General features: G+C 26.5%; 15 protein-coding genes. 2 read left to right on the top strand and 13 right to left on the bottom strand.

Going from position 1 to position 14,594, the window contains the following annotated elements:
• Window positions 1-149 precede the first annotated feature (149 nt).
• The 10 genes from mnmA to atpB form a co-directional block, all read right to left on the bottom strand.
• Window positions 150-1,334 carry a tRNA 2-thiouridine(34) synthase MnmA gene (gene mnmA, locus H0H71_RS00395; RefSeq protein ID WP_185856169.1) on the bottom strand — a complete coding sequence of 395 codons (1,185 nt, stop codon included), beginning with the start codon at window positions 1,332-1,334 and terminating at the stop codon, window positions 150-152.
• A gap of 129 nt (window positions 1,335-1,463) precedes the next feature.
• Window positions 1,464-2,582, bottom strand: coding sequence for a molecular chaperone DnaJ (gene dnaJ / locus H0H71_RS00390; RefSeq protein WP_185856167.1), 1,119 nt, complete (start codon window positions 2,580-2,582; stop codon window positions 1,464-1,466).
• 27 nt (window positions 2,583-2,609) lie between these two features.
• Entirely contained in the window at window positions 2,610-3,221 is a 612-nt protein-coding gene (locus H0H71_RS00385) for a nucleotide exchange factor GrpE (RefSeq protein ID WP_185856165.1), read from the bottom strand.
• Between the two features lie 129 nt (window positions 3,222-3,350).
• The gene (gene trpS, locus H0H71_RS00380) at window positions 3,351-4,355 is read right to left on the bottom strand and encodes a tryptophan--tRNA ligase (protein ID WP_185856163.1); all 1,005 of its coding nucleotides are present in this window, start codon (window positions 4,353-4,355) and stop codon (window positions 3,351-3,353) included.
• A 25-nt stretch (window positions 4,356-4,380) separates the two neighbouring features.
• Complete coding sequence (atpG, locus tag H0H71_RS00375; RefSeq protein ID WP_317168082.1) at window positions 4,381-5,277, bottom strand: ATP synthase F1 subunit gamma; 897 nt, start codon at window positions 5,275-5,277, stop codon at window positions 4,381-4,383.
• Window positions 5,278-5,281: 4 nt separating this feature from the next.
• The gene (atpA, locus tag H0H71_RS00370; protein WP_185856159.1) at window positions 5,282-6,868 is read right to left on the bottom strand and encodes a F0F1 ATP synthase subunit alpha; all 1,587 of its coding nucleotides are present in this window, start codon (window positions 6,866-6,868) and stop codon (window positions 5,282-5,284) included.
• Window positions 6,869-6,875: 7 nt separating this feature from the next.
• Window positions 6,876-7,433, bottom strand: coding sequence for an ATP synthase F1 subunit delta (gene atpH, locus H0H71_RS00365; protein WP_185856157.1), 558 nt, complete (start codon window positions 7,431-7,433; stop codon window positions 6,876-6,878).
• 33 nt (window positions 7,434-7,466) lie between these two features.
• On the bottom strand, window positions 7,467-7,961 hold the full coding sequence (atpF, locus tag H0H71_RS00360; protein WP_185856156.1) for a F0F1 ATP synthase subunit B: 495 nt from the start codon (window positions 7,959-7,961) through the stop codon (window positions 7,467-7,469).
• 5 nt (window positions 7,962-7,966) lie between these two features.
• Complete coding sequence (atpE, locus tag H0H71_RS00355) at window positions 7,967-8,197, bottom strand: ATP synthase F0 subunit C (RefSeq protein ID WP_185856154.1); 231 nt, start codon at window positions 8,195-8,197, stop codon at window positions 7,967-7,969.
• A 12-nt stretch (window positions 8,198-8,209) separates the two neighbouring features.
• Window positions 8,210-9,337, bottom strand: coding sequence for a F0F1 ATP synthase subunit A (gene atpB / locus H0H71_RS00350; protein ID WP_238784458.1), 1,128 nt, complete (start codon window positions 9,335-9,337; stop codon window positions 8,210-8,212).
• Window positions 9,338-9,509: 172 nt separating this feature from the next.
• On the opposite strand from atpB, the gene H0H71_RS00345 reads away from it, so the two are divergent.
• Complete coding sequence (locus tag H0H71_RS00345) at window positions 9,510-10,652, top strand: trans-sulfuration enzyme family protein (RefSeq protein ID WP_185856152.1); 1,143 nt, start codon at window positions 9,510-9,512, stop codon at window positions 10,650-10,652.
• On the opposite strand, the gene cysS is transcribed toward H0H71_RS00345, so the two are convergent.
• From cysS to nadE, 3 genes are all read right to left on the bottom strand, one after another.
• Complete coding sequence (gene cysS / locus H0H71_RS00340) at window positions 10,647-12,134, bottom strand: cysteine--tRNA ligase (RefSeq protein WP_185856151.1); 1,488 nt, start codon at window positions 12,132-12,134, stop codon at window positions 10,647-10,649. The genes H0H71_RS00345 and cysS overlap by 6 nt on opposite strands.
• Before the next feature lie 34 nt (window positions 12,135-12,168).
• Complete coding sequence (gene folE / locus H0H71_RS00335) at window positions 12,169-12,846, bottom strand: GTP cyclohydrolase I FolE (protein ID WP_185856148.1); 678 nt, start codon at window positions 12,844-12,846, stop codon at window positions 12,169-12,171.
• 146 nt (window positions 12,847-12,992) lie between these two features.
• A complete protein-coding gene (nadE, locus tag H0H71_RS00330) occupies window positions 12,993-13,802 on the bottom strand; it encodes an NAD(+) synthase (RefSeq protein ID WP_185856146.1) in 810 nt (269 codons plus the stop codon).
• A gap of 68 nt (window positions 13,803-13,870) precedes the next feature.
• Between nadE and tsaB the strand changes: the two genes are divergently transcribed.
• Window positions 13,871-14,518: a tRNA (adenosine(37)-N6)-threonylcarbamoyltransferase complex dimerization subunit type 1 TsaB gene (tsaB, locus tag H0H71_RS00325; RefSeq protein WP_185856144.1), complete on the top strand. Its 648-nt coding sequence runs from the start codon at window positions 13,871-13,873 to the stop codon at window positions 14,516-14,518.
• Window positions 14,519-14,594: the final 76 nt, after the last annotated feature.

The following is a 14,594-nucleotide window of genomic DNA, read 5'->3' as shown; positions in this document are numbered from 1 at the left end:
AAAAAAAATACATTATATAAAAGCGTTTTAATAGGATTAATTTTTATAAAATCTTATATATAGTATATAAAAATGAATATTTTTCAAAAATTTATAATAAAACTTAATTGTTAAAGAAAATATTATTATTTATTCATAATAAACTATTATCACGAGATTATTCCGGATCCTATCAATTCTTTCTCTAGATACCATACTGCAAATTGTCCTTTTGTAATAGCACATTGCAGCATTTCAAATTCTATCAAAATCCCCCTTTTTATTTTATGTAATTTTGCCTTTTGTAGAGGTTGCCTGTACCGAATCCTACAGAATACATTCATTTTTTCTCCATCAGAAAGAGAAAGATCTTTTCTGATCCAATGAATGTCTTTATTTTCAATAAATAAAGATTTTTTATATAAACCAGGATGATTTTTTCCCATTCCTGTATATACAATGTTTTTATTGATATCAGTTTCAATAACAAAAAGAGCTTCTTTATATCCACCTAGAGAAATTCCTTTTCGTTGACCTATTGTGAAGTATTGTGCCCCTTTGTGATATCCAATTAGTTTTCCATCTGATTTTTGATATCCTATTTTTTGAGATAGGAAAAATAATTCTTCTTCTTTTGATAAAGAATATTTTTTTTTCCTATAAATCATAGAATTTGAATCTATGTTTATAATTTCTCCTTTTTTTGGATAAATTTCTTTTTGAAGAAATTTCATTAAATGAATCTTTCCAACAAAACATAATCCTTGAGAATCTTTTTTGTCAGCGTTACACAATTTATTTTTTTCTGCTATTTTTCGAACTTGATTTTTTGTCAATTTTCCTAATGGAAATAGGGATTTTTTTAATTGATATTGTGTTAACCTACATAAGAAATATGATTGATCTTTATTGGAATCTTTTCCAATCAAAAGACGATAAATTTCTTGATTATTTTTTATGATTTTCTGTTTATTAACATAATGCCCGGTAGCTATAAAATCAGCTCCTAAATCAATAGCTCTTTTCAAAAAAAGATTGAATTTTATTTTTTGATTACACAAAATATCTGGATTAGGAGTTTTTCCAGATTTATATTCGTTAAACATATAATTAATAATAGATTCTTTGTATTCTTTTCTCATTTCTATTACTTGAAAAGGAATATTTAGTTCTTGAGCTACTAACATAGCATCAACGCTGTCTTTCCATAAAGAACATTGAGTATCGAAAATTGAATCTCCCCAATTTAGCATAAATAGACCAATCACTTCATATCCTTTCTTTTTAAGAAGTAAAGCAGCAACACTAGAATCAACACCTCCTGAAAGTCCTACTACCACTATTATTCTTTTCATAAGTAAAGTGAGAATTAATTTTTTATTAACAATTAAACTAACACTACTACTCACATCATACAGAGTAAAGAGTATTTTATTTTGTTTAGCATAGGATAGAGTTCTAAAGATAAAATAGTTTTTATCTTTTTAAGAAAACATTTCTCGTACGCGATCAAAAAAAGATTTTTCAGAATTTCCAGGATGAGGAAGAAAATTTTCATTTTTTCTCATTTTTTCAAAAAATTTTCTCTGTTCTTCGTTTATTTTTTTTGGAGTCCAAACATTGACATGAATTAGAAGACTTCCACGACCATATCCTTCAAGATTAGGCAATCCTTTATTTTTTAATCTAAGAGTTTTTCCTGATTGTGTTCCTGAATCTATTTTAATACGTGCTTTTCCATTTATAGTAGGAACTTCTTTTAATGTACCTAATATAGCATCTGGAAAGGAAATATATAAATCATAATGAAGGTTGTTCCCTTCTCTTTTTAACCTAGGATGAGGAATTTCTTCAATTAACACAATTAAATCTCCAGGAATTCCATCAAATGGAGCTTCATTTCCTTTACCAGAAACTTTCAATTGAATTCCTTCTGTCAAACCTGCAGGAATTTGTATATTTACTAATTCTTCTTCTTTTATTAATCCGTGTTTATTAGAACCAAAAGGAATATTTTCAAGATTTTTTCCAGTTCCGGAACAAAGATTACATTGAGATGTGGTTTGCATCTTTCCTAGTATTGTATTAGTAACACGTGTTATTTGACCAGTTCCATGGCAAAAAGTGCAAGTTCTAAACTTGACCCCTCTAGCAACTTTCATTCTTTTTACTTTTACTTTTTTTTCTATTCCATTAGCTACTTCTTCTAATGTCAGTTTCACTCTTATTCTAAGATCGCTCCCTTTAATGGTTCTCTGTCGTGTAGATTTTCCAAATCCAAAACTAGAAAAACCTTCTCCAAAAGCATCTGCAAAAATATCTCCGAAATTTGCAAAAATATCCTCCATATTCATTCCTGATCCAGATCCACTTCCTTTTACTCCAGAATGGCCAAATTTATCGTAACGTTGTCTTTTTTCTGGATTGCTTAAAACTTCATAAGCTTCAGCAGCTTCTTTAAATTTTTCTTCAGCATTTTTTTTATTATCTAAATTTTTATCAGGATGATATTTAATTGCTAATTTTCTATAAGCTTTTTTAATTTCTTCTGAAGAAGCATTTCGAGAAATCCCTAATACTTCGTAATAATCTTTTTTTACCATGAAATAAAAGTTATTAATAATAAAAAATTATTTACCGGTAATGACTTTAGCATGTCGTATCACTTTTTCTTTGAGAATATATCCAGATTCTATGATCTCTAAAACTTTCCCTTTTAAATCCTCAGTAATAGATGGAACTTGTGTTATTGCCTCATGAAAATCCGTGTTAAAATCGTCTCCTTTTTTTGTTTTTATCTTTTTGAGACCTTTCTCTTTTAAAATTTTTATTAATTTTTCTTGTATAAGAGATACTCCTTTTATGAGAAGTTCATCTTTTGATTTTTTTAGTTCTTTAAGACTTCGTTCAAAATCATCTAAAATTGGAATTAAATCTATAAGTATTTGTTGATGAATAGTTCTAAAAAGGTCTAATCTCTCTTTTTGAATCCGTTTTTTAGAATTTTCAAATTCTGCAAAAATACGTAAAAATTTATCTTTTTCTTTTTTTAATTCTTCTTTAAGAGATTTTATTTCTTTTTTTATTTTTAATGGATCATGAATATGAATTTCTTCTTTTTCTTCTTTTTTGCAAGAAAAAGGAATCGATTCTGTCGTATTCGGATTATTCTTCTTATCATTATCCGAAGATAGATTTTCTATTTCTACTTTTTTTTCAGTATTTTTTTTATTACAATCCATAATTATTTATTAATTATCCTAATATTTTTTTATTTATAAACTATATAAACATCATAAATAGCAAAATATTTGCCATATTTTATAATTGTGTCATTTTGTCAATAAAATACATAGAATAGAATGGTATTATTATTTTAATGATGGTTTAAAATTTAAAGTTTTTCTAATCTGATCTAATCTTTTACAAGCTATATTTTTTGCTTTTTGAGCGCCTAAGGAAAGAACTTTATCTAAAAAAGATTTTTTTTCTATAAAAAAAGAAAATTTTTTTCTTTCTACTGAAAATTTTTTCTTTATACATTCATAAAGCGTTATTTTAGCTTCCAGATATCCATATCCGCCCTTTAAATATTTTTCTCTCATTTTATCCACTTTATTTAAAGGAGCTAAGAGTCGGTATAAAGACATTATAGAATCTTGATCTGGATCTTTTTTGTCTTTTAAAGATTTATTATCTGTATGAATATTCATTATTTGTTTTTTTAAAATTTCATCTGAGGAAAAAATATTAATCCAATTTTTTTTTGATTTGCTCATTTTTTTTCCATCCGTACCAGGTACAGAAGCCATGCTTTCTGTTTGTAAAAGTGGATTGGGTAAAGAAAATAATTCTTTTCCTGTTTTTTGATTGAAAAGAGTAGCTATACGACGTGTTATTTCAATATGTTGTAACTGGTCTTTTCCTACAGGAATGATTTCTGCATTATAAAGTAAAATATCAGCTGCCATTAAAATAGGATAAGTAAATAAACCAACATTCATTTTGATATGATTATTATTATTCCTTTCCTTATTATTATCCTTAAAAGAATGAGCTAATGTTAGTCTTTGATAAGGAAAAAAACAATTGAAATACCAAGCTAATTCTGTTACTTCGGATACATCAGATTGTCTATATAAGATACTATTATCCGGGTTTAATCCAAAAGCTAACCATGCGGCAACAACTTGATAAGTATTATCTCTTATTTTTTCTACATCTTTTACCTGTGTTAAAGAATGCAAATCTGCTACAAATACAAAAGAAGAAATTTGGGGATGATTAGATATCTTGATAAAAGGGATTATAACTCCTAAAATATTTCCTAAATGGGGGGTACCTGTACTTTGAATTCCTGTTAGCATCTTTTTCATATTCAAATAATTTTTACAAATCACTTTACTTTTTTAAAGCTTCTAATCCGCTAATAATTTCTAGTATTTCTTTAGTAATTGTTGTTTGTCTTTCTTTATTATAATTTAACAGAAGATTTTTTTTTATATTAGATGCGTTTTCTGTGGCTTTGTGCATGGATATCATACGTGCTGTATGTTCTGAATTGGATGATTCTAATAAAGTTTTAAAGAGTTTCACGTTAAGAAATTTTGGAATAATATAATCTAAAATGATTTTCTTGGATGGTTCTAAAATAGGATTGTGAAATGATTTTTTTGAAAAATTTAAAATAGAAAAAGGGATAGGAAGAAATTTTTCTACAATTACTTCTTGTAAAAAAGAATTTTTTAAATGATTATACATCAAAAATATAGAAGATATTTTTTTAGATAAAAAATCTGAAATTAATTTTTTAACAAACAAAAACGTTTCTTCATACTTATAAGTAAAATTTTTTAAAAATTTTTTGTTTCCATTATATATATTATATTTTTTCTTGTATAAAAAATCCAATCCTTTTTTTCCTATAGAAAAAAAGATATCTTGATTATATAAATTTTCTTTTTTCTGAATTATTTTATTAATTTTATTAAAAATTAAGGAATTAAATCCACCACATAAACCTTTATTAGAAGTAAAAACTAAAAATAGTTGTTTTTTTTTTTCAGAAATAGAAGAAAAATCGGAAATAAAATATTTATTTTTTTCTAAATTTTCCTTTTTTTCTGTTTCTATAAGATCTAGAAATAATTTTTTGATGTGTTCTGAATATGTTTTTATATGTAAAAGCGATTCTTTTGATTTTCGTAATTTCACAATAGAAATCATTTTCATAGCTTCTGTTGTTTTTACAACCGAGTTAATGGATAGAATTCGTTTTTTTATTTCTTTTGGATTCATCAATTTAATTATTGGAATATTTTTTGCTGAGTTCAGAAGCTATTTTTTCTAAAATTTTAGCGAATTCATCATGAAAAATTCCGTTTTTCAATGAATTCAATAGTTCTTTGTGTTTTTCATTTAAATAAAAAAGATATTCTTTTTCAAAAGTTTTTATTTTTTCAATAGGAATTTTATTTAGTAGGTTTTTTACACCAGCATAAATAATGGCAATCTGATCGGATACTTTATATGGATAATGAGGTTTTTGTTTTAATATTTCTATATTTCTTCTACCTTTTTGAATAATTTTCATAGTTTCCGGATCTAATTCAGATCCGAATTTTGAAAAGGATTCTATCTCTCTAAACTGCGCCTGATCCAATTTTAGAGTTCCAGATACTTTTCTCATAGATTTGATTTGAGCAGATCCTCCTACACGGGAAACAGAAATACTTTCATTAATAGCAGGACGTATTCCAGAATGGAATAAATCTTTTTCTAAAAAAATTTGTCCATCTGTTATAGAAATAACATTAGTTGGAATATAAGAAGAGACATCTCCAGATTGTGTTTCAACAATTGGGATTGCTGTTAAAGATCCCCCACATTTTACATGATCTTTAATTGATTCTGGAATATCATTCATTTTTTTAACTATGTTTTGATCATTTATGATTTTTGAAGATCTTTCTAATAAACGAGAATGCAAATAGAAAACATCTCCTGGATATGCTTCTCGTCCTGGAGGACGCCGCAACAACAAAGAAATTTCCCGATAAGAAACAGCTTGTTTCGAAAGATCGTCATAAATCACTAAAGAAGACCGTCCAGTATCACGAAAATATTCTCCAATAGCTGTTCCAGAAAACGGAGAAAATACTTGCATAGAGGCTGGTTCAGAAGCATTTGATAATACTACGATAGTATAAGGCATAGCCCCCTTTTCTTCTAAAATTTTAGTAATTCTAGCTATTGTTGATCCTTTTTGGCTTATAGCTACATAAATACAATAAACTTGTTTTTCCGTATTATAAAATTCTTTTTGATTAATAATTGTATCAATTGCTATAGTTGTTTTTCCAGTTTGCCTATCACCAATAATCAATTCTCTTTGCCCTCTTCCAATAGGAATCATGGAATCTATAAATTTAATCCCAGTTTGAAGAGGTTCTTTTACGGGTTCTCTATAAATAACCCCTGGAGCTTTTCTTTCCAATGGCATTTCGAATAATTTTCCTTCTATAGGTCCTTTTCCATCAATAGGATTTCCTAATGTATCCACAACGCGCCCCAACATCCCTTCTCCTACTTCTATAGATAATGTTTTTCCTGTACGTGTTACAGTATCTCCTTCTTTAATTTCTTTGGAGTAACTACTTAGCAAAACAATACTGACATGATCTTCTTCAAGATTCAAAACTATTCCTTTGATTCCAGAATGAAATTCTACAAGTTCTCCATAAAAAACAGAATTTAGTCCAAAAGCTTGCACTATTCCATCTCCTACTTGAACAACAATTCCTGATTCAGATAATTTCGATTCAAATTGTAAATCAGATAATTGTTTTTTAAGTATAGATGATATTTCAGAATATTTTAAATCTGACATGTAAAAATTAATTTTTAAACATTTTTTGAATATAAAGTAATTGTCTTTTTACACTGAAATCCCACTCTTTATATCCTATGCGAAACAAAAAACCTCCAACAATAGATTTGTCAATTCTATTGATAATGTGATATTTTTTTTTATATTTTTCTGATTTTTCTAAATCTAAAGACATGATCTTTTCAACAATTATTTCTTGAAAATTCTTGTTTAAAGGAAAAGAAGAAGTAAGAAAACATTTTACAATTCCTTTCTTTTTTTTATACATACTTTTATATTCTAAAATGATTTCTTTTAATAAGGATTCTCTTTTTCTTAAAATTAAAAGTTTTATAAAATGAAAAATAAAAAAATCAAAAGAATAAAAAATTTTTTCTAAAATTAGAATTTTATTTTTATCACTTAATAATGAACTTTTCAAAAATCTATTGAAATGAATATTGTGAGATAATAGAAAATATACTTTTTTTATTTTTTTGTAAATAGAATTTTTTTTATGGATTTTTACAGAATACTCAAAAAGAATTTGAGCATAATGTTTGGAGATTCTTTTTTTTAAAAACATATTCTCAATTTTAGAGAAATCAAAAAATAAGAACTACAAATTTTGTACTAATTCTTGGATGAATTTTTCTTGTTTATTTATGAGTTCTTTTTTATCAAATTCTTCTTTTAATATTTTCTCAGCTATTTTTATGGAAATATCACCTATCTGATTTTTTAATTCGTATATGGCGGATTTTCTTTCTTTCTGAAAGAGAGATTTTGCTTCTTGAAGCATTTTCTTTTTTTCTAAAAATCCTTCTTTTTTAGCATTTTGTAGAATGTCTTCTTTTATTTTAAAAGCTTCTTTCAGAATGAGATCTTTTTCTATACGTAGTTCTTTCAAAATTTTGTTTTTTTTCTCTTCTATATTTTTGAATTCTTTTTTAGCTTGATCAGCTTTTTCTATAGATATTCGAATTCTTTCTTCTCTTTTATCAATGAACTGGATTATTGGGGTCCAAGCATATTTGGAAAGAAATAACATTAATATGACAAATATAATCGTCTGCCATACAATTAATCCTATAGAAGGAGTGAGCAAATCCATTTTAATTACTTAAATACAGTTAACAGAGCTGTTACTATTCCAAAAAGAGCGGCGCCTTCAATAAGAGCTGAAGCGATAATCATTGCGTTTTGTATTTTCCCTGAGGCTTCAGGTTGTCTAGAGATGGCATCCATTGCAGAACTTCCAATTTTTCCAATTCCTAATCCAGCTCCTATTACGGCAAGTCCTGCTCCTAAAGCAGCTATTCCTGAATAAGTTAAATCTATATTATCCATAAATTATATTTTTTAAGTTTCATTTTCATAATTTTTTACAGCCATACCTATGAGCAAAGAAGATAAAGTTGTAAAAATAAAGGATTGCAAAAAAGATACCATAATTTCTAATAGAGAAATAAAAAAACAGAAAGTTATGGAAAAACTAGCAATAAATAAATTTCTAAAAATAAAAATAAGACAAATAAAACTCAAAATAATAATATGACCAGCCGTCATGTTAGCAAATAAACGAATACATAAAGTTAGTGGACGAATAAAAATTCCAATCAATTCAATTGGAAAAAGTATAAATTTGATCAATAAAGGAACATTTGGCATCCAAAAAGTATGTTTCCAATAACTTTTGTTAGCATTTATATTAGTTATAAAAAAAGTAATCAGTGCTAAAGAGAAGGTAACACTAATATTTCCAGTAACGTTTGGAAATCCAGGTAAAATAGATATTAAATTGTTTATCAATATGAAAAAAAAAGTTGTTAACAAAAAAGGAAAATAGATTCTATATTTTTTCTTTCCAATATTTGGAATGGCTATTTCATCCCGTATAAATAAAATCAAGAATTCTAAAAAAATTCCTAGGGGCCATTTAATTTGATGGGTTGCGTATCTAAGTCTCATTTTTACAAAAATGAAACACAATATAAAAAATGAAATGCATATAGATATTACATTTTTTGTAATGGAAAAATCTAAAGGTTTATCATTTTTTGGAATTCCTTTAGAATCCATATTCAAAGTTCCTTTGGAATTGGTTTTATATATTTTATCTTTAAACATTTTATAATGTCCAAAATTTCCTTTCACTACTATATTTTCAGATGAAAATTGAGAAGAAGAAAAAATTTCAAAACCATGTCCCGGATTCCACAAAAAAACAGGAAAGTAAAATATAATTCCTCTTTTTTCCTCTCCAAATAAATTCCATTTATGAGAATCACTGACATGTTCTATAATTGTTTTAGAAACATCAATCTTATTAGAAACAGTTTTATCTTCTTCATAAGAAGAAGAAATATTATCTTCAGTAGTAGTATTAGTCTTAGAATAAGATCCGGGAACTATCATCCAACTAACAATAATACTACTAACAATAATGCAAAGAATAAAAATTGTTAATTTTAGTTGATTAAAAATCATTCAAGAATTGAGAAAAAACAATATGGGGTAAATTTATATTTTTTCTATAAAAAAAAGAAAAAATTGTGAATCCTTTTTGTTGTTCTGAAAAATTGTATTTTCATCTTTTGAATTGAAAGAGTACATTTGCATATGGAATCAATTTTTTTTCTTTAGAAATTTTTTATAGACAATGAAGGAAGAAACAAAACTTATTCAAAAAATATCATCAGACCCTTTAACAGGAGCAATTTCTACACCGATCTATCAAACTTCTACTTATGTGCAAGACGCACCTGGAATTCATAAAGGATTTGATTATACGAGAACGAATAATCCTACTAGAAAAATATTAGAACATTTAATAACAGATTTGGAATTTGGTTATGCTAGTCTTGCTTTTTCTTCTGGATTAGCATCTGTAGATGCTGTTTTAAAATTATTAAAATGTGGAGATGAAATAGTAGCGGTAGATGATATTTATGGAGGAACTTTTCGTTTATTGAATTTATATAAAAAATTGGAACTTCATTCTAAGTTTGTGGATACTACTTCGTCTGAAAATGTCATTTCTGTTATTTCTCATAAAACAAAACTTGTTTGGTTAGAAACTCCTACAAATCCTACTTTAAAAATATCTAACATTAAAGAAATTAGTACTTTTTCTAAAAAAAAGAACCCAAATATCTTGATTGTAGTGGATAATACTTTTGCTTCTCCGGCTATTCAAAATCCTATTAATTTAGGAGCAGATATAGTTATTCATAGTGCTACAAAATATATTGCTGGCCATTCAGATGTATTAGCTGGGGTAATTACAGTAAAAAATCCAGATTTATATGAAAAATTAAAATATATACAAAATGCCACTGGTGGGATTTTATCACCTTTTGATTCTTGGTTAACTATAAGAGGATGTCAAACTTTGTATTTACGTGTGAAAAAACAATCTGAAAATGCATTTAGAGTTGCTACTTTTTTAGAAGGAAAAAAAAAGACCTGTATTGATAAAATTTACTATCCTGGTTTATCATCTCATAAAAATCATTCTGTAGCAATGGAACAACAACGATATTTTGGTGGAATTGTTTCTTTTAGTTTAAAAAATGATACTATAGAATCTGCAAAAAAAGTCGTGACTTCTACCAAACTATTCAAGTTAGCAGAAAGTTTGGGAGGGACAAAAAGTTTGATTTGTCATCCAGTAACTATGACGCATAAATCCACTCCTTTTGAAATTAGAAAAAATGCGGGAATTCAAGATTCCCTCATTCGTTTATCTTTTGGAATAGAAAATGTAGAAGATCTTATAGAGGATATTGATCAAGCATTATGATAATTTATCATCATGTAATGAAATCCCTGCATGAAATAATTCTTTTCGAATTCTATCTGAAAGTATCCAGTTTTTTTTTTTTCTTTCTTCTCTACGAAATTTTATCAATCTCTGAGTAAGTATTTTTAGTTTTTTAGAAGTATCTTCCAAGTATTTTTTTTCAAATGTTTGAAGTCCAAGAATATCAAATAGAAAATAGTTCATGTATTTATTCAATAAATTGATATCCGATGAACCCATATTATTAATAGAATGATTAATAAGTTGGGTAGCTTTGAAAATATGAGATATTAATAAAGGGATGTTAAAATCATCATTTATAGCATTATAACAATCTTTTATCCATTTATCAATAATACTAAAATGTAACAATGAATTGTTTTTTTTTGATTTTTCATTCAAAGAAAAATATTTTAATTTTTCGACTGCATTCATTAATCTATAATATCCTTTTTCAGCATTTATAAGTCCTTGATTGGAAAAATTTAAAATACTACGATAATGAGATTGCAAAATAAAAAATCGAATGATTGTAGGATGAAAGTTTTTGTTTATTATATCTTTTAAAACTAAAAGATTTCCTGTAGACTTGCTCATTTTTTTTCCATTTAAAGTCAACATATTTGTATGCATCCAATAATGTGCAAGGTAATCCTTGTTATTTCCATAAACTCCTACAGCTTGTGCTAATTCACATTCATGATGTGGAAACTTAAGATCTATTCCTCCACCATGAATATCAAAAACTTCTCCTAAATATTTTGTACTCATAGTTGTGCATTCTATATGCCAACCAGGAAATCCTTTTCCCCATGGGGAATTCCAATTCATAATATGATTATAACTAGCTCTTTTCCAAATAGAAAAATCTTGTTTAGAACGTTTTTCTCCAGAAAATATAAATTTTTTTTCATTGAAAAGTTTATGAATTTTATTACGACTCAATTTTCCGTAAGAAGAAAATTTTTTATTATATTCTTTTATATCAAAATAAACAGAACCATTTATTTCGTATGCTAAATCCTTTTTAATTAATTCTTGAATTAGATCTATTTGTTCTATAAGATGCCCAGTAGCTGTTGGTTCAATACTAGGTGGAAGTGTATTGAAAAGATTTAATATCTCATGAAAAGAGAGAGTATATTTTTGAACAATTTCCATAGGTTCAAGTCCTTCAATACGGGATTTTTTAGATATTTTGTCTTCTCCATCATCTTTTTCATTTTCTAAATGTCCTACATCCGTAATATTTCTCACATATCTGACTTTGTATCCTAAATGTTTAAAATAACGAAAAACTAAATCAAATGAAATAAAAGTCCGACAGTTTCCTAAATGAATATCATTATAAACTGTAGGTCCACAAACGTAAATTCCAATATATTCTCTATTAATAGGATGAAATAATTCTTTTTTTCCTTTCAAAGAATTATATATTTTTATCTGATTTCGTATACAATTTTTGTATTCTATATTTTCCATAATAGTGTTGTTCCATTATTTGTGTATGAGATCATCACATCATATATTTATTTATTGATGGAATGCTAATGTAATGGAAGAACTCCCTTCTAATTTCCGGATTATTTTTAAATGAACCGATTAATTCAGTCGTAATCGTGCTACTTTCTATATCTCTAATTCCCCGTGAATTTACACATAAATGTTTTGCATCTATCACACATGCTACGTCTTTAGTTTCTAGTATTTCTTTCAAAGATTTGACTATTTGCATAGTCAAACGTTCTTGAACTTGGGGTCTTTTTGCATAAAAATTGACAATTCTATTAATTTTAGAAAGACCAATAACTTTTCCATTAGAAATATATCCAACATGAGCTTTTCCTACAATAGGAAGAAAATGATGTTCGCAAGTAGAATAAACCGTGATATTTTTTTCTATTAACATTTGGTTGTATTGATATTTATTTTCAAATGTAGATGATCTAGGGGTAGTCTTGGGATTAAGCCCACTAAATATTTCTTTTATAAACATTTTTGCTACACGTTTTGGTGTTTTTCGTAAACTATCATCATTCATATCTAATCCTAGTATTTTCATAATATGAAAAAAATGTTTTTCAATTTTATCTATTTTTTCTTCATCATTCATACAAAAAGCATCATTCCGTAATGGAGTTTCTGTATCTCCTGAATCAGTTTTTTTTTCTAAAATTTTTTTATGTTCTTTCATGCAGAAATTGACTCATGCTCAACAAAGGTACGAAAACGATATTCTATTTCTATTGTAGGTCAGGTATTGATAATATGTTCTATATACTAGTCTATTAGTTGTGGAGTAATAAGATGTTTTTGATCAGTTTTTCTAAATTTTTTTTTCTAATTTCTAGGAATTTTACAAACTGGAATAGGAATCATTTTATGAATGTTTTTTTTATGTAACGTTTGATATATTTTCATAATTTCATATTTTCTTTCCTTAAAAGAAGAGATACGTTTTAATTTTTTTTCTGACATTTTCATTGCCCATTCCAATTCTTCATAAGAAGCTTTTAATTGTTCTTCATCCGATCTTTGATCATCCCATAATCCATCTGTAGGTATTGCATTTTGAATACAATCAAGAATATTTAATTCTTTAGCTATAGAACGTATTTCACTTTTAGTTAAATCAGCTATTGGGTGAAGATCTACCCCACCATCTCCATATTTTGTAAAAAATCCAACTCCAAAATCTTCTATTTTGTTTCCAGTTCCTACGACTAGATAGTTTTTTATATTTGCGTAGTAATATAGAGTCATCATACGAAGCCTAGATTTTATATTTGCTAGAGCTAGATTTTTATTTTTTTTGATTTCAGTAATAGTAGTAACATTATTATCATCAGTATTTACTACTGTACAAAAATTATTTAACAAACAAGATAGATCCCTTTTTAAGGAATGAACATTGATGAATTTAGATTTTAAAAAATTAATATGTTTTTGTGATAAAAAATTTTTTTTTTTTTCTAAAATAGGCATTTCTAATGTAATAGTAGGATGTGTAGTCATGGCTACTAAAACGGATGTAACCGAAGAATCTATACCACCCGAAATTCCTATAATAAATCCATTTGATTGAGATTTTTTGATATATTCTTTCAGCCAACTAACAATATGTTTGATTGTTTTTTTTGTATCTATCATTGATAATTTTTTTTTGATTTGATCTGCTTCTTTTTTTACAAAAAAATTAATAAAATAATATAATTAAAATGTCTTTAATTCTTAATTTGGAAACTTCTACAAAAAATTGTTCAGTAAGCATAGCAAGAAAAGGAATCTGTCTTCTTTCTATAGAAGAATATTCAGATGAATTTATTCATTCAGAAAAACTACATTTATTGATACAATATGCTATTAATATTTCAAAGATTGATCTGAATCATCTGAAATCAGTTTGTGTTAGTAAAGGTCCAGGATCGTACACTTCTTTAAGAATAGGAATATCTGCCGCAAAAGGATTGTGTTGTGCTTTAAAAATTCCATTATTGTCAGTTGATACATTAACTGTGATAACTCAGAAAATTAATATTAAAGATGGATTTTTAGTTCCTATGATACATGCTCAATCAGACTTGGTTTATACTTCATTATTTAACCATTCAAAAATGAGGCTAACCCCTATTTTTGTGAAAAAATTTGGATATAATTTATTCAAATCCATTACAAAAAATAAGAGAGTCTATTTTTTTGGAAACGTTAATTTTTCAAAAAAAGAAAAAAAGTTTTTTTATGAACTATTTCGTTTTATTCCTAAAAAAATAACCCCATCTGCAATGGAAATGTGTTCTCTTTCTTATGAAAAATTTTGTAATAAAGAATTCAATAATATTGAAACATTTATGCCTTTTTATTTATAATATAAGAATCGAAAAGTAGCCGTTTATTTTTTCTACTAATCAAGTAATAGACAGAGAAAAAACTAGTTTAAAAACT

Source organism: Blattabacterium cuenoti, assembly GCF_014251375.1.
Classification (GTDB): Bacteria; Bacteroidota; Bacteroidia; order Flavobacteriales; family Blattabacteriaceae; genus Blattabacterium; species Blattabacterium cuenoti_K.
This window is presented reverse-complemented; position numbering and strand designations above follow the sequence as displayed.